The organism is Nocardia terrae, assembly GCF_009760405.1.
GTDB classification, from domain to species: domain Bacteria; phylum Actinomycetota; class Actinomycetes; order Mycobacteriales; family Mycobacteriaceae; genus Nocardia; species Nocardia terrae.
In genome coordinates this window covers 141,550-161,188 of the sequence record NZ_WRPP01000005.1, presented here as the reverse complement: position 1 = coordinate 161,188, position 19,639 = coordinate 141,550, and the positions used below count along the sequence as shown (strand labels likewise).

16 protein-coding genes are annotated in these 19,639 nt (G+C 69.4%); 14 read left to right on the top strand and 2 right to left on the bottom strand.

Features of this window, described 5'->3' with window-relative positions:
- Positions 1-8: 8 nt before the first annotated feature.
- From GPX89_RS24785 to GPX89_RS24765, 5 genes are read left to right on the top strand one after another with little or no spacing between them, the layout of a single operon-like run.
- Complete coding sequence (locus tag GPX89_RS24785) at positions 9-1,184, top strand: ABC transporter ATP-binding protein (protein ID WP_328602283.1); 1,176 nt, start codon at positions 9-11, stop codon at positions 1,182-1,184.
- A 30-nt stretch (positions 1,185-1,214) separates the two neighbouring features.
- Positions 1,215-2,585: an ABC transporter substrate-binding protein gene (locus GPX89_RS24780; RefSeq protein ID WP_328602282.1), complete on the top strand. Its 1,371-nt coding sequence runs from the start codon at positions 1,215-1,217 to the stop codon at positions 2,583-2,585.
- Complete coding sequence (locus GPX89_RS24775; protein ID WP_157390085.1) at positions 2,582-3,433, top strand: metallophosphoesterase; 852 nt, start codon at positions 2,582-2,584, stop codon at positions 3,431-3,433. Before GPX89_RS24780 ends, GPX89_RS24775 begins: the two co-directional genes overlap by 4 nt.
- 3 nt (positions 3,434-3,436) lie before the next feature.
- Positions 3,437-4,390, top strand: a complete 954-nt coding sequence (locus GPX89_RS24770; protein ID WP_407939485.1) for a carbohydrate ABC transporter permease — start codon at positions 3,437-3,439, stop codon at positions 4,388-4,390.
- Positions 4,383-5,207 (top strand): carbohydrate ABC transporter permease, encoded by an 825-nt coding sequence (locus tag GPX89_RS24765; RefSeq protein WP_157390084.1) that lies wholly within the window; start codon positions 4,383-4,385, stop codon positions 5,205-5,207. The genes GPX89_RS24770 and GPX89_RS24765 overlap by 8 nt, the downstream gene beginning before the upstream one ends.
- Before the next feature lie 62 nt (positions 5,208-5,269).
- Here the strand turns inward: GPX89_RS24765 and GPX89_RS24760 are convergent, their stop codons facing one another.
- Positions 5,270-5,530 (bottom strand): hypothetical protein, encoded by a 261-nt coding sequence (locus tag GPX89_RS24760; RefSeq protein WP_157390083.1) that lies wholly within the window; start codon positions 5,528-5,530, stop codon positions 5,270-5,272.
- A gap of 723 nt (positions 5,531-6,253) precedes the next feature.
- Positions 6,254-6,820 (bottom strand): TetR/AcrR family transcriptional regulator, encoded by a 567-nt coding sequence (locus GPX89_RS24755; RefSeq protein WP_157390082.1) that lies wholly within the window; start codon positions 6,818-6,820, stop codon positions 6,254-6,256.
- 73 nt (positions 6,821-6,893) lie between these two features.
- On the opposite strand from GPX89_RS24755, the gene GPX89_RS24750 reads away from it, so the two are divergent.
- The 9 genes from GPX89_RS24750 (at position 6,894) to GPX89_RS24710 (ending at position 19,633) form a co-directional block, all read left to right on the top strand.
- Positions 6,894-8,036, top strand: a complete 1,143-nt coding sequence (locus GPX89_RS24750; RefSeq protein WP_328602281.1) for an FAD-dependent monooxygenase — start codon at positions 6,894-6,896, stop codon at positions 8,034-8,036.
- 213 nt (positions 8,037-8,249) lie between these two features.
- Positions 8,250-10,967 carry a phosphoenolpyruvate synthase gene (locus tag GPX89_RS24745; protein ID WP_157390080.1) on the top strand — a complete coding sequence of 906 codons (2,718 nt, stop codon included), beginning with the start codon at positions 8,250-8,252 and terminating at the stop codon, positions 10,965-10,967.
- Positions 10,964-14,773: an AMP-binding protein gene (locus GPX89_RS44780; RefSeq protein WP_328602280.1), complete on the top strand. Its 3,810-nt coding sequence runs from the start codon at positions 10,964-10,966 to the stop codon at positions 14,771-14,773. Before GPX89_RS24745 ends, GPX89_RS44780 begins: the two co-directional genes overlap by 4 nt.
- Positions 14,770-15,027, top strand: a complete 258-nt coding sequence (locus tag GPX89_RS24735) for an acyl carrier protein (RefSeq protein WP_157390079.1) — start codon at positions 14,770-14,772, stop codon at positions 15,025-15,027. The genes GPX89_RS44780 and GPX89_RS24735 overlap by 4 nt, the downstream gene beginning before the upstream one ends.
- Entirely contained in the window at positions 15,024-16,115 is a 1,092-nt protein-coding gene (locus GPX89_RS24730) for an SDR family oxidoreductase (protein WP_157390078.1), read from the top strand. The genes GPX89_RS24735 and GPX89_RS24730 overlap by 4 nt, the downstream gene beginning before the upstream one ends.
- A complete protein-coding gene (locus GPX89_RS24725) occupies positions 16,112-17,047 on the top strand; it encodes a nucleoside-diphosphate kinase (RefSeq protein ID WP_157390077.1) in 936 nt (311 codons plus the stop codon). The genes GPX89_RS24730 and GPX89_RS24725 overlap by 4 nt, the downstream gene beginning before the upstream one ends.
- Positions 17,044-18,045 carry a ScbA/BarX family gamma-butyrolactone biosynthesis protein gene (locus GPX89_RS24720; protein ID WP_328602279.1) on the top strand — a complete coding sequence of 334 codons (1,002 nt, stop codon included), beginning with the start codon at positions 17,044-17,046 and terminating at the stop codon, positions 18,043-18,045. The genes GPX89_RS24725 and GPX89_RS24720 overlap by 4 nt, the downstream gene beginning before the upstream one ends.
- Positions 18,042-18,689: a nitroreductase family protein gene (locus GPX89_RS24715; RefSeq protein WP_328602278.1), complete on the top strand. Its 648-nt coding sequence runs from the start codon at positions 18,042-18,044 to the stop codon at positions 18,687-18,689. The genes GPX89_RS24720 and GPX89_RS24715 overlap by 4 nt, the downstream gene beginning before the upstream one ends.
- On the top strand, positions 18,686-19,633 hold the full coding sequence (locus GPX89_RS24710; RefSeq protein ID WP_157390075.1) for a UbiA prenyltransferase family protein: 948 nt from the start codon (positions 18,686-18,688) through the stop codon (positions 19,631-19,633). The genes GPX89_RS24715 and GPX89_RS24710 overlap by 4 nt, the downstream gene beginning before the upstream one ends.
- The last annotated feature ends 6 nt before the right edge of the window (positions 19,634-19,639 follow it).

The following is a 19,639-nucleotide window of genomic DNA, read 5'->3' as shown; positions in this document are numbered from 1 at the left end:
GGAGAGACGTGGCCCGGCTGCAGATCGACGCGGTGTCGAAACGATTCGGCGCCGACTACGCGGTGCGCGAGGTGAGCCTCGACATCGCCGACGGTGAATTCCTGGTCCTGCTGGGCCCCAGCGGGTGCGGCAAATCCACGCTGCTGCGCATGATCGCGGGCTTGGAACAGCCCAGCTCGGGCCGAATCATGGTGGGCGGCAACGACATCACCGACGAGGCCCCGCAGCGGCGGGATCTGGCCATGGTGTTCCAGAGCTACGCGCTGTATCCGCATCTGAGCGTGGAGAAGAACATCGGCTTCCCGCTGCGCGCCCGCCGCCGGTCCCGCGCCGAGATCGCCCGGCGGGTCCGCGAGGTGGCGGGCACGTTGGAGTTGTCGGCGCTGCTCGAGCGCCGCCCGGCCGCGCTCTCGGGCGGGCAGCGGCAGCGAGTCGCGTTGGCGCGCGCCATGGTTCGTGATCCGGGCGCGTTCCTCATGGACGAGCCGCTGTCGAACCTGGACGCGAAATTGCGCAGCGCCACGCGGGCCGAGCTCATCGGCCTGCATCGGCGCCTGGGGGCGACGTTCCTGTACGTCACCCACGATCAAGTGGAGGCCATGACCATGGCCACCCGGATCGCGCTGCTCAATGCGGGCAGCGTCGAGCAGGTCGGCACGCCCGAGGAACTCTACGACCGGCCCCGCACCGCCTTCGTGGCGGGATTTCTCGGTTCGCCTCCGATGAATCTGTTCCCGGCGGAGGTGATTTCGCACGAGGGCACGCTGCGGGTGCGCGCCGATGGCATCGATGCGGCGCTCGGGTTGCCCGGCGGACCCGAGGCCGAGACCGCGGTGCTGGCGGGCGTCCGCCCCGAACGTTTGCGGCTGGATCCGACCACCACCACCGCGCACGGCCGCGTGACCATGGTCGAGAACCTGGGCAGCGAGGAGCTCGTGCACGTGTCCGTGGGCGCGGTGGAACTGTGCGTGCGCGCGCCCCGTCCCGCAGGAGTCGCTGTGGGCGAGGAGGTCTCGTTGCGCGCCGACGCCGCCGACATCCACCTGTTCGATCCGGCCTCTGGACTGCGCCTGAGCTGGCGGGAACCCGACGCCCCGGCCCTTCCGGACCAGGTGGCCGTCCCGGATACCCCGGCCGCTCCGGATGAGTCGGCCATCCAAGACGTGACGGCGTCCGTCGCCTGAACTTTCAACCCTTTCGATGAGGAGAAACCCGTGAAACGCACCGTGCCCGTCCTGGGCCTGGTGTTCGCCGCCTGCCTCGCGCTCACCAGCTGCGGGCTCGGCGGCACCACCGCCACCGACTCGACCTCCGCCGCGCAGGTCCCCGAACTCGGCCCCGACCAGAAGGTCTCGATCGTCTTCGAGTCCTACAACTACGGTCTCGCGGGTGCGTGGACCGATACCTTCAACGCCTTGATCGCCGACTTCTCCAAGAAGTTCCCCAATATCAAGGTCACCGCGCAGAAGCCGCAGGGCAACAGCCCCAACCCGGCCAGCGACACCATTTCCAGCATCCAGAACCAGATCGTGGCGGGCAATCCGCCGGATGTGGCCCAATTGGGTTTCAGCGACCTGGATTTCACCATCCACCAGCTCGGCGCGAAGCCGCTGGACGCGCTGTTCGGCAAGCAGGCCGTGCAGGCGAACTTCGACGGGCAGCGCTTCCACTATCACCCGCGCGCCCGCGTTCTCGACGACTGGGACGGCCACACCTACGGCGTCCCGTTCGTGTTCTCCACGCCGGTGCTGTACTACAACGCGAGCCTGTTCACCGCCGCCGGACTGGATCCGGCCAAGCCGCCGGTGACCTGGCAGCAGGTGGCCGAGGACGCCAAGGCGATCAATGCCAGGACCGGGCAGGGTGGGGTCTATCTGGACTGCCTGACCAAGTCCGCCAAGGACTGGTGCCTCCAATCCCTGGTGCGCTCCAACGGCGGTCGCGTCATCTCCGAGGACCGTCACACCCTGGCCTACGCCGACGCGCCCAGCGTGGAGGCCGTCAAGATGGCTCAGGATCTGGTCACCGCCGGCGCGATGCCCAAGCTGGCGCAGAAGCAGGGCTATGAGGCGTTCGCGCGCGGCGAGATCGGCATGATCCTCGAGACCAGCGCCATCCAGGGCACGTTCGTGGCCGGGGCCAAGGACAAGTGGGATCTGCGGGCCACCACCCTGCCGCGCTTCGGCGACAAGACGCCGGTGCCAACCAATTCCGGTGCGGGACTGCATATCCTGACCGGCGATCCGGCCAAGCAGCGTGCCGCCTGGGAGTTGATCAAGTACCTCACCAGTGAGGACTCCTATGCGCAGATCGCCAAGAACATCGGCTATCTGCCGCTGCGTTCGGAGATGGTGACCGATCCGGGCGTGCTGGCCGCGTGGGCCTCCCAGAATCCGTTGCTGAGTCCTAACATCGCGCAGCTGGCCACCATGGAGCCGTGGGTTTCCATGCCGGGCAACGATTATCTGCAGATCCGCGACGGCATGATGGACGCCGTCGAGTCGGTCGTGTTCCAGGGCAAGGATGCCCAGTCCACGCTCACCGCCGCCCGCACCGAGGGCGCCAAACTTCTGCCCGCGTCATGAACGAACTGACGCTGGTGCAGCTCACCGACACCCACCTTCGCGCCGCGGGCGAGCAGGTGCTCGACGCGGTGGACACCCACGCCGTGCTGCTGGGCGTGCTCGACCGGCTGCGCGGCGGCGGGCGGCGCATCGATGCCTTCATCCTGTCCGGCGACCTGTCCGACAACGGCTCGCTCGACGCTTATCGGCGGTTGCGGGAGGCAGTCGAGCCGGTGGCCGCCGAGCTGGGCGCGCAGGTGCTGTACGTGATGGGAAACCATGACGAGCGTGCGGCGTTCGGCGCCGGACTGCTCGGGCTCGAGGCCGTGGACACCGCCCGGCCGCACGACCGGGTGCTGGACGTGCGGGGATTGCGGGTCATCGGCATGGACAGCACGACGCCGGGTCGCCACGACGGCCGGCTGGAATCCGAGCAATTGGCCTGGCTGGCTGAGGAATTGGCCCGGCCCGCCGAGCGCGGCACGCTACTGGTGCTGCATCACCCGCCGCTGCCGTCGGCCATTCCGGCCGCGGAATTCCTCAAGCTGCAGGACGCCGACCGGCTGGCGGAGGTGCTCGCGGGCAGTGATGTGCGGATGATCCTGTGCGGCCACAACCACATGACCGCGGCCGCCGCGCTGGGCGGGATCCCGGTGTGGGTGGGCCCGGCGCTGGCGTACCGCATCGACGCCATGGCCCCGGCGGGACGCCAGCAGGCTTTCGCCGGTGCGGGTTTCACGCGCCTGGACGTGCTGGGGGACACCGTCATCGCGACCGCGGTCGACGCCATCCCGGTGCACCGGATCTACGACAAGGACGACACCGAGGTGCAGGAGCGGCTCTCGGCGCTCGCGGCGGAAGCCGGGTAGCGGGTGTTCGTCACGGTCGAACCGCAACAGGCGCCGCCGGTGCTGGCTCCGGCACCGGCGGCGTCCGCGCGCCGCGCCGCGTGGGGGAGCGTGCGCCGGATCGCTGCCCCTTACCTGTATCTCGCGCCCGCGGTGATCCTGCTGGTGGTGTGGACCTATCAGCCGCTGGCGCAGGCGCTGCAACTGTCCACCTATTCGTGGAATCTGCTGCCGACCTCGCCGATGCGGTGGGTGGGGACGGCGAATTACGAACGGCTGGTGGATCTTCCGGCGTTCTGGGCGTCGGTGCGGCGCACCGGCGTGCTGATGGCGGGGCTGCTGCCGTTCACGGTCGGGCTGCCGGTGCTCATCGCGCTGGCCAGTCGCCGGGTGGGGCAGCGTGCGCGGACCGTCTATCACGCGTTGATCTTCGCGCCGTTTCTGGTCGCGCCGGTGGCGGCGGCCGCGGTGTGGCGTTGGCTGCTGCATCCGCGCACCGGGTTCGTCGACAGTGTGCTGGGCTCGCAGCGCAACTGGGTCTATGACGCCACGACCGCGCACGCGGTGATCATCGGCGTCACCGGCTGGCAGCTGCTGGGTTTCGCGGTGCTCGTGGTGTGGGCCGGGTTGGCCGGTATCAGCGGCGATTACGACGAGGCGGCGCGCGTGGACGGCGCGAGCACGGCACAGATCCGGCGCTGGATCACCCTGCCGCTGCTCTCGCCGACCCTGCTGTTCCTGGTACTGATGACCGTATTGCTCAGTCCTACATTGACATTCCCGCTCATCGACACCATGACCCAGGGTGGGCCCGCGCAGGCCACCACCAACGTCTACTACCTGCTCTACGAGTACGCCTTCCACAGTTTCGACGCCGGGCTGAGCGCCGCCGCGGGCGTGCTGATGTTCGCGGGCTTCGGCACGTTGGCCGCGGGCCTGGTCTGGATCTCGGAAAAGGTTGCCTTCCACGATGATTGAGTCACCGCTGTTCGAGCGGCTGCGGACCGCCGGCGGCCACGCGCTGCTGGCGGGCACCGCCCTGGTGTGCGTATTCCCCATCTACTGGCTCTTCGCGACCGCGTTGCGCCGCCCCGCGGACGTCGGCTCGCTCTCGCCGCTGCCGTGGCCGCTCTCGCTGACCAACTTCTCCGACGCGGCCCGCCAGGTCGATATCACCGGCCTGATCGCGAACACCCTTGCGATGGCGGCACTCTCGGCGACGGCCCAGTTGCTGATCGCGCTGCTGGCCGCCTACGCCTTCGCCATGTACACCTTCCGCTTCCAACGCCTGCTCTACCTGGCCTTCGTCGGCACCTGGCTGGTGCCTTTCCAAGTCACCATGCTCCCCAACTACATTCTCCTGACCCGCCTGGGCCTGCTCGACACCATCGTCGGCGCGGTCCTGCCCACCCTGTGCTCGGCGCTGGCGGTCCTGCTGCTCCGCCAGCACATGGCCGCCTTCCCCAAGGAACTGGTCGCCGCCGCCCGCATAGACGGCCGCGGCAGCTGGTCCATCCTGTGGACAGTCGTAGTTCCCAACCTGCGCCCGGCCCTGGCCGCCTTGGCAATCTTGCTGTTCATCAACGCCTGGAACGAATACTTCTGGCCCGCAGTCGTCCTCCGCCGCTCCAACGGCGTCCTCCAACTGGGCCTGCGCAGCTTCATGGGCACCGAGGGCGACCAGTGGGGTCCGATGATGGCGGTCGCAGGTCTGGCCTGCCTCCCGGTCCTACTGCTCTACCTCGTCCTGCAGCGCCACATCGTGAACGCCTTCGTCCGCTCGGGACTCAAGTAACACCGCTGCCGCGAACGAAAGCTGGCTGGGCTGTCCCGCACAGCCGTCTGCCGTCCTTCAGATCAGGCGATGACCGCGACCAGCAGGGTGGCAAAGGCGGAAACAAAGGTCGCCAGGCATGCTGCGCCGCACCAGGTCGAGATTCGGGCGTAGCGCTTCCCGCGATCGCGAAGTTCCCAGAGCCTTTTGGTCGGCATGCCGTCCCCGATGGTGCAGGATTCGGACGCGCGGTAAGCGCGGAGCGAGATTCCTGCGGTGATCTCCCAGCCGAGGACGGTGGTTGCCAGGAGGGCTCCCCACGCAACGAGCAAGACCGTGAACATGATTGACCCTCCCCATTCGAATTTGCTTGCGCCCCTGCGTTCTCGGCCTGTGCGGCCGATCCTGCGATGCTTCCATGGTATGGGGCCCCACCGACAGGTTCGGGCTGCCGCGACCGGGCAGCCCGGCCCGGCTGTGAAGTAGTGCACGGCCGAGTTCGGCGCGGTGGGCTTATCCGTGCACAATTCGCTGTCGGAAGGCGGTTTGCTGCCAATTCCGGTGGCTCGGTGCACGTTTGAGCCTCAGGGGCGGGGTGTCGCCGGAGCAGCGGGTTGTGATGAGTTGGGTCGTTACCTCGCAGGCGTGGCGGACGAACGCGTCACGGTCGGCGCCAGGCTGTCTTCGGTCCATTCCACGAATAAGGAGATGAGTGCGCCGAATACTGCGGAGAAGCGCATTCTGGCCTGGGGGTCCTCTGGCGATCCGGTGAGCAGGTGGTGCCGTAATCGGGCGTCGGCGATGGGCTCGATCGGCGCCATCCCCGACTGGCGATACCACCCGATCCCGGGGCAGTCCTATCTCGACCTCGCCCTGACGGCGAAGTGTGAACCACTTCAACGCCGACCACCTCATGTACGAAGGCGAGACCCTCTACGACCTCATCGGCGGTGTGCAACTGGCGGAATGCTGCCGGGGCCGTCGACCGGAGCCTTCGAATGGATGATGTGCGGAGCGTCGCTCGCCGCAGGGGCGGCCAGGTATCGAAAACGCTGACCGGTGGCGGTTCACGGTGCCAGGTAGCCGCGCAGCAGGATTCGCAGGGTCTCGTAGATCTGGTGGGTGTCGGGGTCGCCCGCGCCGGCGAGGCGATCGAAGATGAAGCCGTCGAGGCAGGCGACGAAGGGGTGGGCGTGGGATTGGGGGTCGTCGATGCCGAGGCCGGACAGGAGGTCGGTGGCCATGGCGCGGAAGCGGAGGCCGGTGTCGGTGAGGGCTTTTCGGAGTTTGGGGCGGCGAGTGGATTCCAGGGCGAGTTCATAGCGGGCGAGCATGCGGACTCGGTCGATGGTGGTCCATTTGGCGATCAGGTCGGTGAGTATGCGGGCCACCTCGTCCGGGTCGGTGGCGTCGAGGGGACGGGTGGCCAGTTCGGTGAGGTCGCGTTCGGCGAGGCGGTCGACGGCTGCTTCGAGGAGGGATTCGCGGGTGCGGAAGTAGTTGGAGCAGGAGCCTTCCGGCAGGCCCGCCGCTTGATCGACCGAGCGGTGGGTCAGGCCGCGCATGCCCGATTCGGCGAGGGTTTCGATGGCGGCGTCGGCCAGGCGGGTGCGGCGATCTGCGGTGTCGGTCACCATGGCTTCCCTTTCATTGCCGGGTGGTACTACGACTGTAGTCGACGGTTACTACGGCTGTAGTGGAGGGGTTGTGAACGGATCCGGGAAAGCGATCGTGGTCGGCGGCGGCATCGGCGGGCTGGCCGCCGCTATCGCACTGATTCGCCGCGGCTGGCGGGTCGAGGTGCTGGAGCGGGCGAGTGAGATCGGCGAGGTCGGCTCGGGTATCTCACTGTGGGCCAACGGTATTCGGGCATTGGATGCGCTCGGCGTCGGCGCCGCGGTCCGGGCAGCCGGGCTGATGGAGGCCGAAGGTGGCATTCGCGACCGGAGCGGGCGGTGGCTGTCGAAGACCGACACCGTGGAGATGGCGCGGCGCTACGGGCCGCTCATCGCGATCCGGCGGACCGATCTGTTCGCCATCCTGTCCGCGGCGCTGCCGGAGGGCACGCTACGCCTGGGTGTGACCGTGGTCGGAGTCGAGAACCTCGGGTCCAGCGTGAAAATCACCCACGGCGAGGGTGTGTCCGAGGCGGATCTGGTCATCGGCGCCGACGGGATTCGCAGCGTGGTCCGGGAAGCATTGTGGCCCGCGGCGCGGGGTCCGCGCTATGCCGGATACACCGCATGGCGAATGATCACCGGGCCCTTGGACTTCGCGCCCCCGGGCGGTGAAATCTGGGGTCGCGGAGAGCGTTTCGGCGTCGTCCCGCTGCCGGACGGCTGCGCGTACCTCTTCGCCGTCGCCGACGCACCCGAGGGCGAGCGGCACCCCGATCGTGAGTTCGAGCAGGTGCGGGCCCGATTCGCGAACTGGCCGTCACCCATCCCCGAAACCCTGGCTCACGTCGACCCCACGAGCGTGCTGCACCACGACATCTACGACCTGCCGCCCCTGGCCGGCTTCGTGCGCGGCCGGGTGGCCCTGCTCGGCGATGCCGCCCATGCCATGACGCCGAATCTCGGGCAAGGCGCGAATCAAGCGATCGAGGACGCGGTGACGCTCGCCGCCGTCCTCGCGCACGACCCGGTTCCCGAGGCGCTCGCGGCCTACGATCGGCTGCGCCGGGCCCGCACCGCGGGCATCGCGCGCCGCTCCCGGCTGATCGGCGCGGTCGCGCAATGGTCCTCGACACCCGCAACCACGGTGCGCGACACGGTGATCCGTCTCTCGCCGAGCTCGGCCGTGCTCCGGAGCCTGGACTCGGTACTGAACTGGCAGCCGCCGGAATAGCCGCTCCCCATCGGATTTTCCCACGTCACACCGTGCGGCCCTCGAATTGTGATTCCCGCCGTGCAGGTTTCGTCCCGCAGATACTCTACGACCGGGCCGGGGTATTGCAGACCCAAGAAGCTTGGGCTGGTGCGCGTTTGAGGGGTGGATTATCCAGAATGGCACCCCTGATCTTGCTCCGGCGTCCGCTGGGATGTGACTGGCCTCAGGGGGATGGGAGAGGTTGTGCGATTGCTCGGCCCTTGGTCGGACTCGGTGGATGTCGCCGCGCGTGGAGGTGGGAAGGCGCGGGGGTTGTACGCGCTGGGAGAACTGGGGGTGCGGGTCCCGGAGTGGGTGGTCCTGGGGGCGGAGGTCTTCGAGGGGTTCGCCGAGGGGGCGGGACTGAGCGCGGGGTTGCGGGAGTTCGCGGCGCTCGAGGACGTCGAGGCGGCGGTGGCGCGGGCCGGACAGCTGCGCGCCGAACTGGCGGCGGCGGAGCTGTCCGAGGAGGCCGTGGCGCTGATCGCCGAGGCGTGGGAGCGGTTGGGGCCGGGCGCGATCGCGGTGCGGTCGTCGATGTCGGCCGAGGACGGGGTCGAGCAGTCCTTCGCCGGGCAGTTCGACTCCCATCTCAATGTGCGCGGGGTCGAGGCGGCGGCCGAACGGGTGCGAGACTGCTGGGTGTCGGCGTTCTCCGAGCGTGCGGTGCGATACGCATACGCACACGGCATTTCTCGCGGCTTCGCACCGGCGGTGGTGTTGCAGCGATTGATCGTCGCGCGATCGAGTGGTGTGGTGTTCACACGGAATCCGATGACCGGCGCGGCCGACGAACTCGTGATCAGCGCCGTCTACGGACTGGGGGAGGGGCTGGTGTCGGGGGCGGTCGACGCCGACTCGCTGATCCTCGACAAGGACACCGGGGAGCTGCTGGATATCACGCTGGGGGACAAGGATATTCGAGTCGATGCCGGTGCCGGGCAGGGCTGTGTGACCACCGAGGTGGACAGCGAGCAGCGCGGCCTACGGGTGCTGGCGGACGCCGAGGTCGCCGAGCTGGTCGAGCTCGCCCGGAAGATCGAAATCGGCAGCGGCGCCGCGCAGGACATCGAATGGGCCATCGACGACACCGGCGTGTGGCTGCTGCAGACCCGCCCGATCACCGCTACCGCCTCGACGCGATCGGTCGAACTGCGGGGCGCGGGTGAGCGGGTCGGCCCGCACGAGGCGCGCATCTGGGACAATTCCAACATCATCGAGAGCTTCAGCGGCATCACCTCGCCGCTGACCTTCACCACCGCCGCCGACATCTACGGCCGGGTGTATCGCGGTTACGCGGCCTCGCTGCGGGTACCGCCGCGCCAGCTGCGCCAGACCGACGCGTGGACTCCGGTGCTGCTGGGCGCATTCCACGGCCGCGTGTACTACAACCTGCTGCACTGGTACCGCATGGTCGGCATCGCGCCCGGGTATCCGCTCAACCGGCGGGTGCTGGAGGCGGCGCTCGGCGTGGCCGAACCACTGCCCGATGACATCGCGAAGACCCTGCGCCCCTTCGAATTCGACAGCCCGGCGGCGCGACTGCGATCGCGGGCGGTGACCACGGCCGTCTACATCCGGCGGCTGTTCGGCATCGACGAGATGATGGAACGGTTCGCGGCGGAGTTCTACCGCGTCTACGACGAATACGACACGCTCGACTACACCACGCTGACCGGCGAGGAAGCCTATCGCGCCTACCGCACGGTGGATCGCGATCTGGTGGAGCGCTGGGGTCCGCTCATGGTGCTCGACGCCATCCTGCTGACCACCACCGGACTGATGTTCCTGCTCACCAGGCTGTTCCTGCCCAAGGCCCCGGAATGGTTCCTCTACGCGGTGGTCGGGCCGGGCGCGGACGTGGAATCGGCCGAACCCGCGCGGGCGATGACCGAGCTGGCGCGCACGGTGCGCGCCGATCCGGAGCTCAACGAGCTCCTCAATTCCACTGCGCCGGAAGAGATTCACGATGCGCTGCGAGCATCGGGACGCACCGGGTTCCTCGCGGCGCTCGACGACTACCTCGACCGCTACGGCTACCGCAGCCTCGACGAGCTGAAGCTGGAAACCCCCGACCTGCGGGAGCATCCGGCCAACCTGTTCGTCATGCTGCGCAGCGCCGTCGGCCGGGTCGGCGACACCGTGACCGCCGATCGCGGCGCGGAAGCCGACGCCTACCTCGACGAGCACCTCGGACACGGCGTGCGCCGCCGCGTCTATGAGCGACTGCGCGCCAAGGTCAACCGGTGCGCCGCGCATCGGGAACGGTTGCGCTTCTGCCGGACCCGGGCCTTCGGCATGGTGAAGCGCATGATCCGGGTCATGGGGCGCGACCTGGCGGCCCGCGGCATCGTCGACGAGTTCGAGGACGTGTTCCAGCTGACCGTGCAGGAGCTGCGCGGCTGCTACGAAGGCGCGGACACCGCAGACCTGCGCGAGGCGGTGGCGGGCCGGAAGTCGCTGCGCGCCAAGGACTCCACCCTGGTCGCGCCCGCCCGGTTCCGCACCGTCGGACCTCGGCTGGGCAACGCGGAGCTGGCCGCGCAGGGCTGGGTGCCGGTCACCGCCACCGAGGCCGCCACCCCGGGGACGGTGCTGGCCGGAACCCCTTCGGCCGCAGGCATTGTCGAGGGTCTCGCCGTCGTGGTGGACGAGCCCCGCGATGTCGCGGGCGGCATTCTCATCGCCTATCGCACCGATCCGGGCTGGGTGGCCGCGCTGCCGTCGGCGTCGGCCCTGGTCATCGAGCGCGGCAGTCCGCTCACCCACGTGGCCATCGTGGCGCGCGAGCTGGGCGTGCCGACCGTGGTCCAGCTACCCGAGGTGACCCGCCAACTGCGCACCGGCATGCGCATCCGAGTCGATGGGGCCGCCGGCACCGTCACCGTGCTTCCCGAAGGAGACCTGTGATCGACCCTGCGAACGACGAAGCGGCCGTCCGGCATTGGCTGATCTCCCCCTCCGGGGACACCGGCATCCACCTCGCCGACGAGGGTGAGGGCTGGGCGTACCGCAGCTATCGCGAACTGGCCGACCAGGTGTGGTCCATCACCGGGCTGCTGCGCGCGAACGGGCTCGACAGCGGCGACGGCGCCTGCGTCATCATGCCCACCGGATTCCCGTGCGTCGCCGCCTTTTACGCGGTGTGGGCCTGCGGCGGGGTGTTCACGCCGGTCGCGCCGCCGATGTTCGGTGACCTCGAGCAGATCGTGGCGCACATCGCGGGCATCCTGGAGCAGGCGCGGCCGAAGTTGGTCGTGACGTCGCCGGAGTTCGAGACGTTCGTGCGCGCCGCCGCCGTCGCGGCTGGGCGTGCCGACGAGCCGCTGGTGGTCGACGCCGCCGCGCTGCCCGCCGCGCCCGCCGCGCGGGAGCTCGCCGAGGTGGCGGAAGTGGCGCTGCTGCAGTTCACCTCGGGCTCCTCCGGCTCGCCGCGCGGCGTGCGGGTGAGCTGGCACAACCTGGCCAACAACATCGACATGATCACCCGGCTCATCGACTGGCAGCCGGGCGAGTCCATGGTGTCGTGGCTGCCGCTGTACCACGACATGGGCCTGGTCGGGGCATTCCTGCAGGGTGTCACCAATCAGGCCGACCTGTACCTGATGCGGCCGGACCAGTTCGTGCGCGACCCGATTCGCTGGCTGCGGGCCATGACGACGGCCCAGCACGCGCCCTCGCCGTCGTTCGCGCTCGGATATGTGGCGCACCGGGTGCGGCCCGAGGACATCGCCGACCTGGATCTGTCCGGATGGCGCACGCTGGCCATCGGGTCCGAACCGGTCGAGGTCGCCGACCTGCAGGCGTTCGCGAAACTGACCGGGCCGCAGGGCTTCTCGATGGGCGCGTTCACCCTCGCCTACGGGCTGGCCGAGGCGACGCTGATGGTGACCTCCTCGCCGACGCGACGGCCCATCACCGCGCTGCGCCTGGACAATCCGAATCTGCGGTTCGGCGAACCGGTTCCGGTGCTCGAGGAGGCGATTCTCGACGACAGCCACCGGGTCGAGGGGGCGGGGTGGATCACCGGACTGGGCTTCTCGACGCCCGAATCCACCGTGACCGTCGTCGACGACGAGGGCCGGGAGCTGCCCGACGGGGTGCTCGGCGAGATGGTGGTGACCGGCGATTCGGTGGCGCTGGGCTACTCCGGGACACCGAGCGCGACCGCCTCCACGCGCATCGAGAACGGCCGCCTGTACTCCGGTGACGCCGGATTCCTGTACGACGGTGAGGTTTTCGTGCTCGGCCGGATGGGTACCAGCCTCAAGGTGCGCGGCCGCTCGGTGTTCATGGAGGACATCGAATCCCGGGTCGCCCAGGAAACCGGGCTCACCAAGGGCAAGCTCGCCGCGGTCGGATTCTCCGACGCCGGACAGCAGGGTGTCGTGCTGTTCGCCGAGACCGCCGCCGGGGACTGGATCGCGCAGGCGCGGGCCATCATCCGCGGCCATCTCGGGCCCGCCCAGCTGGTCCGCATCGTCACCGGCCCGCGCGGACTCATCCGGCGCACCTCGAGCGGCAAGCCCCGCCGCCGCCACATGTGGCAGCAGTTGCGCGACAGCAAGCTCGAGGGCGCGGTGATCCATGCGCCCGACGACGAGGAGCAGGCTTCCGCACGGACCCCGGCGATTCCAGCGGACCGTCTGAAGCGGCTGCTCGACGCGGCCCTGGAAGCGGTCTCGGTCCCGGCCGACGCGGCCGTGCTCTTCGAGGGCTCGCTGGCCGAAGGCTTCGGCAACGCGGGCTCCGACATCGATTTCCTGGTGGTCGCACCGGGTTGCGACGAACTCCCCACGCTGCCGACCGTGCTTTTCCTCGACGGACGCCGCGTCGAAGTGCGGACCCGCTCGGTCGCCCAGATCCGACGCCAGTTCGAACAGGTCATCACCGATCCGAACGAAGACGTGCTGAACCGGTGCCAGCGCTTCCTGCGCGCCACTGTGCTCGTACCCGGGGTCGTCGACCTGTACGAGCTGCGCGCCCTCATCACCGACGACGCTTTCGCGGTGCGCGTCGCCACATGGTGGACCGCACGCGCCCGCCACGCCCTGCGCTACGCGATCGCCCTGCGCGCCTTCGGCGCCCACGCCGAGGCGCTGGCCTGGGCCGAGGACGGTGTCCTGCAGGCCACGAAGGGCTGGCTCGCCCACCGGGATGAGACGTACCTCGAGACGAAATGGCTACCCCGGCAGTTGGATCGGATCGGCCCGGATCCACTGGCCGACCGCTACCGGGCACTGATCGGTGCGCCGGGTCGAGCAAACCAATCGTCCGGGCTCGGGCCGGAACCGGTGTCCGCCAGTGCCGGACCGACTCCTGCTGCTGAACGGCAGGAGGCGGAGACCACGGGTGCGGCGACCACGCGCCATCCCAGCGTGCTCCTGCCCGGCAATGCCTCTGCCACCTCGGATTCCGGCCGTGATCGAACCGGAGCTCCGGCGGCCGCGGCCGACGCCGGAAACCCGGGGCCGGGATCGGTTGCGCCCGAACGAAAGTCATGGGCCGTGGGGACGGGCAACGGCGGGGAGGCGATCTCGGTCGACACGATCCACACGCCGGACGCTGGTACCACGGGGGAAGCCGAGGCCAAAGCGTACGGCCAGGACGCGGGCAGCGGGTCACTCGGCGACGCGACGAGGAACCCCGGCCAGGGGTCAGGGTTCGGCGAGCAATCCCCGACGCCGGGCTCCGAAGCGGGCGAGGAGCGCTGGGGCGCGCTGTTGGAGCTGGCCGCGGACCTGGGTGTCGATGGTATCGCCGACGATGCGCACGCATTGATCTTCACTCGCCGTCCGCAGGTGACCACCTGGCCGCTGGCCGGGCGGCTGCACGTACTGCGGTCGGACGGCGAGGTTTTCGTGTTGTCCGAGGCGGGGGCGCGGGCGTGGCGGTCGGTGGTGTTCCGGCAGTCGGTTCGGGATGTCATGGCGCGTAGTGGGCACGAGATAGGCGCGGAGCTGGCCGAGTTCGTGCGGTTGGGGTTCGTCGGGTTGCAGTGGCGGGGTGGGGAGGTGCTGGAACCGGCGTTGGCCATGTGTAAGCCGGTGCAGCCGTTTACGCCGGTGCCGGCGGTGGCGTTGCCCGCATTGGGGCTCACCGGGGCGGCGCGGGGGGAGGGGATCGTGACGCTGTCGCCGATGCCGGCGCAGCGGTTCATCGGGTGTGGGCTGAATCTGGTGTGGTCGAACGTGGTGCTGGAGAACGCTCGCGAGGATCTGGTGGGCGCGGTGAAGGACGGGCAGGGGGAGGTTGCCGATATTGCGGCGCATCGGCTCATCGCGATGAGTGTGCGAGTGCTGTTGAGTGCGTACGGCATCGATCCGCTGCCTGCGGATGTGGATCCGGTGGGCACCGTGGCGCGGCTGGTGCCCGCGCATGCACCGGATCGGACAGTGTTGCTCTCGGCACTGGAATCCGCTGTCCAGGTGCGGTTCTCGCGGACACTGCGAAACGGCGGCGACGCTCTGGACGATCTTGCCTGTGTCGACGGTTTCGTCGCGACGGTGCGCCGCCTGAGCGCGGATGCCGGGGCGGCCCGGGAGTTCCCGGCCTCCTTCGACTCCCGTGAGCAATGGCAGCGGACCCTGACCCTCGGCTACGACTGGCTGCGGCTGGCCGGCTATCTCGACGCCGACCTGCCCCTGGACGAGGCCCGCGACCTGCTGGCCAGCGGCGGCCAGCAGCCGCACCTGCGAGAGAGCGAGCAGTCATGAGCATCGAAAACCCGGTGGCCGAACGGGTCCGGCGGATCGTCGGCGGCATGGCGCCGCGACCCGCCGCGGACCTCGGCGACGACCTGCGCCTGATCGAAGACCTCGGCTTCGACTCGCTGCGCTTGATGGAATTGACCGTCGTGCTCGAACGCGGCTTCGACCTGCCGCGCTACCGGCCCGAACAACTCATGGGGGTGCTGCGGGTGGGGCAGGTCGTCGACCTGGTCATCCGGGCCCTGGAGGTGAGCGCATGAGCGAGCGGATGCTGCTCACCGGGGCCAGCGGACTGGTCGGCGCGGAGGTCGCCGCCCGGCTCAGCGCATCGGGGCGGGCCGTCGTGGCTGTGCTGCATAACAATTCGGAGCTTCGACGCAACGACGGCACGGCCTACGAGCCGGACCTGCGGGTGCACGGCGACATCCGGAAGGCGGGGTTCGGCCTCGATCCCGCCGTCGCCGCCGAGCTCGCCGGGAGCGTCGGCATGATCGTGCACTGCGCGGCCACCACGGCCTTCGACGCCCTGCCCGACACCTACGACGAACTCAATGTGGGCGGCGCGCGGCACGCGGTGGAACTGGCGCTCGCATGGGACGTGCCGTTGGTGCACGTGAGCACCGCCTACGTGTGCGGGATGCGGCACGGCGTCATCCGCGAGGACGAGCTGGATGCGGGGCAGGGCTTCGGAAACGGCTACGAGCAGAGCAAACTGCGCGCCGAGCAGCTGGTCCGCGACGGCGGGGAGCGCGGGCTGCGGTGGGCGATCGTGCGGCCGGGCATCGTCACCGGCGCGCTGAACGACGGCGCGATCCGCGAATACAAGAACCTCTACACCGTCGTGAAGCTCATGGTCGAGGGCAAACTGCGGACGCTGCCCGGCCGCTACGACGCCACGCTCGCGCTCGCGCCGGTCGATCACGTCGCGGACGTGATCGCCGCGGCTGTCACCGATTTCGACAGCGTGGCCGGGGCCACCCTGCACGCGGTGGGCCGCGACACGCTGTCGCTGCGCGAGGTCTCCGACGTGCTGGCCGAGTACCCCTCGTTCGAGGTGGCGACCTTCGTGCCCGAATCATCCTTCCGCCCAGAGGATCTCGATGCCATCGAGCGGGAGTACTACCTGCGCATCGGGTCCCTCTACACCAGCTACTTCCAGCGTCGCCTGAGCTTCGACACCAGCACCGCCGATCGGCTGCTGGACCGGCTGGGACCGCGGACCGGCAAGGACTACCTGCGGCTGCTGCTGGACCACTGCCTCGAGTCCGGGTATCTCGGCGCGCCACTGCCCTCCATCGAGGAGATGCTGGCGCGCGACGGCATCGGCGGAACCGGAGTGCGGGCATGAACGACGACGAACTGCGGACCCTGCTCGGCGAGCTGACACCGTCGAAGGCCAAGATCGACGCCTACCTCGGTGACACCTATCTGCTCGAAACCGTCGACCAGGCCGGACGGCTCGGTGTCGACGCCGAGCGCTTCGCCTGCGAGCATTCGCTGCTGCTGCTCAAACCCGACGCCATCGTGGCCCGCGCGGTCGAACCGACCCTGACGTGGCTGGCCGACAACGACTTCCAGGTCGTGGACGCCCACCGGGTGGTCGTGGATCGGCATGTGGCGCGAGCGCTGTGGTACTTCGCCTGGAACATCGCCTCCGCCGAACGTCGGCGGCTGGCCGATCTGCTGGTCGGCATCTCCGACGTGCTGGTGCTGGTGGTGCGCGGACCGGTGGGCGAGTTGCCGACGCCGGTGCGGCTGGCCGAGGCCAAGGGCGCCACCGATCCGCGCAAGCGGCGGCCGGGGGAGCTGCGGTATCTGCTGGGGCGGCACAACTATCTGCTCAATCTCGTGCACTCGCCCGACGATCCGGCCGATGTGCTGCGCGAGCTCGCGATCTACTTCGACGAGGACACCCGGTCGCGGGTCATCGCTCGCGCCCTCGAAGGCCGGGACCGCAGTGCCGAGGCCGCCGCGCTCGCCCGCGACCTCTACGACCAGGCCCCGGCCCGCAGCTTCGATCGGGGCGAGGCGGTCGCCCGGCTGTGCGCCGACTTGGACTCGGCGGCGCTGAAGTCCCTCGACGAGCGGATGGTGACCGCCGAACCCGGTTCCGACGCCGCGCAGGCCGCACTGCTGGACGTGGCGTGGTCCAGCGGTCTCGCGCTCGACGCCTGGTCGGTCATCGTGCTGGGTTCCTACGTACTTCCCATGCGCACCGGGACCGGATCGCAGACGCTGCGGCCCGTGGGCGCGACCGATTGGCTGGAGGCAAGACCGTGACAACCACACAACCCGTGCGCGGTACCGCGGCCGCCCGGCCCGGCGCGGCCCGCGCCACCCATGTCCGCACCATTCCGCGCGCGCTCGCGCACCGGCACGCGGTCGCGGAGGTCTTCGTCACCTCGCTCGAGGCCGAGACGGCCGACAGTTTCGTCGTCGGAGCCCAATTGCCGCGCATGCACGGGCATTACGGCGATCACGCCGGGGCGCTGGGCGAGCATCACGACCTGATCGCGGTCATGGAGGCGGCCCGGCAGGCGTCCATCGCGGTGACGCACGAGTTCTACGACGTGCCCACCGATCGGGCGTTCCTGGTGCGGACGTTCAACGGCAGCGGAATCGACAGCGGCGCTTGGGAAATCGGGGGAGCACCGGCCGATCTGGAGCTGCGGGTGCGGGCGCTGCGCGAGCATCGGCGCGGTGAGCTGCTGGAAGGATTGGACCTCGTCCTCGACATCGCCAGCGGCGGTGTCGCGATGGGAACGGTGGACGGATCGTTCTCCTGGGTCGCTCCGCGCCACTGGTCCGCGATTCGCGCCGGATACCGGAAACACTTGGGGCTGGGTCCGTTCGAGACGCCCGCCTCGGCGGGGCCGCGCGCCGCGGCGGCGCTGGTCGGGCGGGAGAATCCGCGCAACGTGGTGATCGGCGTCCCGGAAGTCACCGAGAGCCGGGCACGCGCCGCGGTCGTCGCCGACACCACCCATCCGATCCTGTTCGACCATCAGCTCGACCACGTGCCCGGCAACCTCCTCATCGAGGCGTGCAGGCAGACCGCGTTGACCGCTGTCGGGCCGCTCCGATTGGTCAGTGTGACCAGCGCTTTCGACCAGTTCGTCGAGCTCGACCTGCCGGCCGTGTGCGTCGCGGAGCGCACCGAATCCGGCGTCGACGCCACCGTCGTGCACTGCGAGATCCGCCAGGCGGGTGGCGTGGCCGCCCGGGTGGATCTCGAATTCGACCGGGCCGCACCAGCTTCGGAGGACACCCGCTCGTGAACACGGACCTGCTGACCGGCACTCGCGCGGTCCGGCGACGCCTGGACCTGCGGCGGCCGGTGGACAACCGGGATATCCGGGAATGCCTGGAGATCGCGGTCCACGCACCCAGCGGCTCCAACCGCCAGCCCTGGCGTTTCGTCGTCGTCCGCGATGTCGAGCTCAAGGCGAGCATCGGCGAGTACTACCGGAAAGGCTTCGCCGCCAACCTTTCCGGCCGCACACCCCGCCCGGATCAGCTGGCCGACCTGTCCTCGGGTCAGTTCCTGGCCGACAACCTGGCCGAGGTGCCCGCGCTGATCCTGGTGTGCTCACTGGGCCGCCCACCCGCCGAGGCGTCGGCTCTTCGGCTGGCGAGCTTCTACGGCTCGATCTATCCAGCCGTCTGGAATCTGCAATTGGCTTTGCGCGCACGGGGTTTGGGTTCGACGCTGACCACCGCGCACCTCGCCTACGAACGCGAGGTCGCCGACCTGCTCGGCATCCCGTTCGATGAGGTCACCCAGGTGGCGATGCTCCCCGTGGCCCACCTGCTGCCCGGCTCGGACACCTCGGTGCGGCGCACGCCCGCCGCCGAGCTGACCGGATGGGACGGCTGGGCGAAGCCCGCGGCCACACCGGCGGGGGAGGGCGCGGCGGGATGACCGATCTTGCTGAAAAGCATTCCAGCGCCGGTGTTTTCACCTCGGTCGGCCGTATTGCACACTTCACCCGCGTGATGTACAAGCCCCACTACCTGCTGTACGGCATCCTGTGGGTTTTCGCGCTCGAAGGCACCGCGGCCCTGTTGACCCGACCGCAGACCGGCTGGCACCCTACCGGCGCGACGGCCGCCCGGATCGCGATCGTCGCCATCGTCCTGCTCTACCTGCGCATGGTCGACGAACAGAAGGACCTCGACTACGACCGCATCCACAACCCCGACCGCCCGCTGGTCACCGGCGCGATCAGCGCGCTCGAATTGCGCGGCGCCATGGCCCTCATCGCGGTCGTCTCGATCGCGGGGAGCCTGGCGCTGTCGCTGCGTTCTGCTCTCGCCATCACAGCGGTCCTCGCCTACGGCCTGATCCTGTGGGGGCTGGAACAACTCTCAGCGACAGTCCGCACCAGCATCCTGCTGAACCTGCTGGTGACCTACCCGGTCCAGCTCCTGGTCACCGCCTACGTCATCCTCTCGGCCATCGACACCGGCGAGGCGTCCGCGCACGCCCGGGTCGCCTGGGTCGCGATCGTCTTCGCCGGTGCCTTCCTGCAATTCGAATTCGCCCGCAAGACGTCCCGAATCATCCGACCGGGGGAGATGTACTACTCCAACGCCCTGGGCTCCACCGGTAGCACCGCCGCGGGCTTGCTGTGCGCTGCGGCCGCGGCTATCAGCGAGATCGCCGTGGCGAAGCCCTGGGAATTCCACGGCGTAGCGGCGGTCATCGGCTGGATCCCGCTGGCGCTGACCGTGATTCCGATTGCGGGCGCCCGGCGCTACCTGCGCTCGACCGACGAGGATTACCCGGTCATCCCCGCGGTCCTGTTCATCCTCACGCTCTATCTGACGCTCATCGCGCAAGCGGTCGCGGCGACCGGCAACTGAGCATGC

Excerpts from the sequence above, each read along its gene's own strand:
- GPX89_RS24775 (WP_157390085.1), top strand. The coding sequence starts at position 2,582 with ATGAACGAACTGACGCTGGTGCAGCTCACCGACACCCACCTTCGCGCC.
- GPX89_RS24765 (WP_157390084.1), top strand. The coding sequence starts at position 4,383 with ATGATTGAGTCACCGCTGTTCGAGCGGCTGCGGACCGCCGGCGGCCAC.
- GPX89_RS24760 (WP_157390083.1), bottom strand. The coding sequence starts at position 5,530 with ATGTTCACGGTCTTGCTCGTTGCGTGGGGAGCCCTCCTGGCAACCACC.
- GPX89_RS24745 (WP_157390080.1), top strand. The coding sequence starts at position 8,250 with ATGGGAGAGGTTGTGCGATTGCTCGGCCCTTGGTCGGACTCGGTGGAT.
- GPX89_RS24735 (WP_157390079.1), top strand. The coding sequence starts at position 14,770 with ATGAGCATCGAAAACCCGGTGGCCGAACGGGTCCGGCGGATCGTCGGC.
- GPX89_RS24730 (WP_157390078.1), top strand. The coding sequence starts at position 15,024 with ATGAGCGAGCGGATGCTGCTCACCGGGGCCAGCGGACTGGTCGGCGCG.
- GPX89_RS24725 (WP_157390077.1), top strand. The coding sequence starts at position 16,112 with ATGAACGACGACGAACTGCGGACCCTGCTCGGCGAGCTGACACCGTCG.
- GPX89_RS24710 (WP_157390075.1), top strand. The coding sequence starts at position 18,686 with ATGACCGATCTTGCTGAAAAGCATTCCAGCGCCGGTGTTTTCACCTCG.